Raw genomic sequence first — 2387 nt, 5'->3', positions numbered from 1 at the left:
GCGGGGCCCCTTTCTCTATGTCGGGACCCCTGAAGTCCGAATCTGGCCTCCGGCAGCGCTTGGTGGCGACGTCCTCCGACCCCACATCCTGTCCAGACGCCCGGTTTGCGGGGCTTTCGTTGTGCTCGCTCATGAGGCGATCTGGCGAGCGTCGTCCACCGCCGACCACTATCCCTTGTGGCCTACCTGTTAGCGAACGACGTTGTCCGGGGGCGGATGTCTGAGGGCGCCTTGCGGCGTCCTGTCGCGGCTGAAAAAAGTTCGCCCAGGCAACCCCTTGTCCCGCCTAGGCAAGTTCGCGCCGTTCACAGGTTGTTAACGAAAAACTCAGGGGTGAGCCGTTGACGAGTCATTCACCACTGTGGCCCCATATGTGGGTTGAGGGGGCTCCTCAGCCACAAGATATAGCGGCTGGCGGGGGCATATCCCTTCACCGGAACACGCTGATTGAGCAATGGAATTGGTCATGAACGGCAGTGAAGCGGCGAAGACGAGCGTTCGGAACGAAGCCCGACTGGCGGCCATCAAGCCCGCCAAGCGCCCGCAGTTGGCGCTGGTCCAGAAGGTGCAGGTCGATCGCTCGCGCGACGCCCTGCTGACCGACTTCGGCAAGACCACCCTGGAAGACCGCTACCTGCTGCCGGGCGAGTCCTACCAGGACATGTTCGCCCGGGTGTCGACGGCCTTCGCTGATGACGCCGAGCACGCCCAGCGCGTCTACGACTATATGAGCCGCCTGTGGTTCATGCCGGCGACCCCGGTGCTGTCGAACGGCGGCGCCGACCGCGGCCTGCCGATCAGCTGCTTCCTGAACGCCGTCAACGACAGCCTGGACGGCATCCTGGACGTCTGGAACGAGAACGTCTGGCTGGCGGCCAATGGCGGCGGCATCGGCACCTACTGGGGCGGCGTCCGCTCCATCGGTGAGAAGGTCAAGGGCCAGGGCCAGACCTCGGGCATCATCCCCTTCATCCGCGTGATGGACTCGCTGACCCTCGCGATTTCGCAAGGTTCGCTGCGCCGCGGCTCGGCCGCCGTCTATCTCGACATCCACCACCCGGAAATCGAGGAGTTCCTCGAGATCCGTAAACCCTCGGGTGACTTCAACCGCAAGTCCCTGAACCTGCACCACGGCCTGTCGATCACCGACGAGTTCATGCACGCCGTACGCGATGGCGCGAAGTTCGGCCTGCGCTCGCCCAAGACCAACGAGGTCCTGCGCGAAGTCGACGCCCGCGCCCTGTGGCAGAAGGTCCTGGAGCTGCGCCTGCAGACCGGCGAGCCCTACCTGATCTTCTCCGACACCGTGAACAAGGCCATGCCGTCGTTCCAGCGCGAGCTGGGCCTGAAGGTGCGCCAGTCGAACCTGTGCAGCGAGATCATGCTGCACACCGGCACCGACCACCTGGGCCAGGAGCGCACCGCCGTCTGCTGCCTGTCGTCGGTCAACGCCGAGACCTATCTGGAGTGGCGCGACCACCCGACGTTCATCGAGGACGTCATGCGCTTCCTCGACAACGTCCTGCAGGACTTCATCGATCGCGCGCCGGACGCGGCCTCGACCGCCGTCTACGCCGCCATGCGCGAGCGTTCGGTGGGCCTGGGCCTGATGGGCTTCCACAGCTTCCTGCAGAGCCAGAACGTGCCGTTCGAGAGCGCCCTGGCCAAGAGCTGGAACATGCGGATGTTCAAGCACCTGCGCCGCGAGGCCGACAAGGCCTCGATCACGCTGGGCGAAGAGAAGGGCCCGTGCCCAGACGCCGCCGATCGTGGCTCGGTCGAGCGCTTCTCGCACAAGCTGGCCATCGCCCCGACCGCCTCGATCTCGATCATCTGCGGCGGCACCTCGGCCGGTATCGAGCCGATCCCGGCCAACATCTACACCCACAAGACCCTGTCGGGCTCGTTCGCGGTGAAGAACCCCTATCTGGAGAAGCTGCTCGAGGAGAAGGGCCACAACACCGACGCGGTGTGGGGTTCGATCCTGGAGCACGAGGGCTCGGTCCAGCACCTGGACTTCCTGAACCAGGACGACAAGGACGTCTTCAAGACCGCCTTCGAACTGGATCAGCGCTGGGTGGTCGAGCTGGCCGCCGACCGCACGCCGGAAATCTGCCAGAGCCAGTCGGTCAACATCTTCCTGCCGGGCGATGTCGATAAGTGGGACCTGCACATGCTGCACTGGCAGGCTTGGGAGCGGGGCGTGAAGAGCCTCTACTACCTGCGCTCCAAGTCGGTGCAGCGCGCGGCCTATGCCGGCGCCGAAGACAAGGCCGAGAAGGTCGCCAACGGCTTCGACGTTCCGGAAAAGACCGACTATGACGAGTGCCTGGCTTGTCAGTAAGCGCCTGACGCGGACAATCTGAACAAAGTGACGGGGGGGCGCG

At 64.8% G+C, this 2387-nt stretch carries 1 protein-coding gene; it reads left to right on the top strand.

The window, feature by feature from the left end:
- Positions 1-460: 460 nt before the first annotated feature.
- Positions 461-2344, top strand: coding sequence for a ribonucleoside-diphosphate reductase subunit alpha (locus AC07YH_RS18010; protein ID WP_494748379.1), 1884 nt, complete (start codon positions 461-463; stop codon positions 2342-2344).
- The last annotated feature ends 43 nt before the right edge of the window (positions 2345-2387 follow it).

It is taken from the genome of Caulobacter sp. GW456-12-1-14-TSB4 (genome assembly GCF_059424195.1).
Note: the sequence above shows the minus strand (reverse complement) of the source record. Positions and strands in the feature narration are given on the sequence as shown.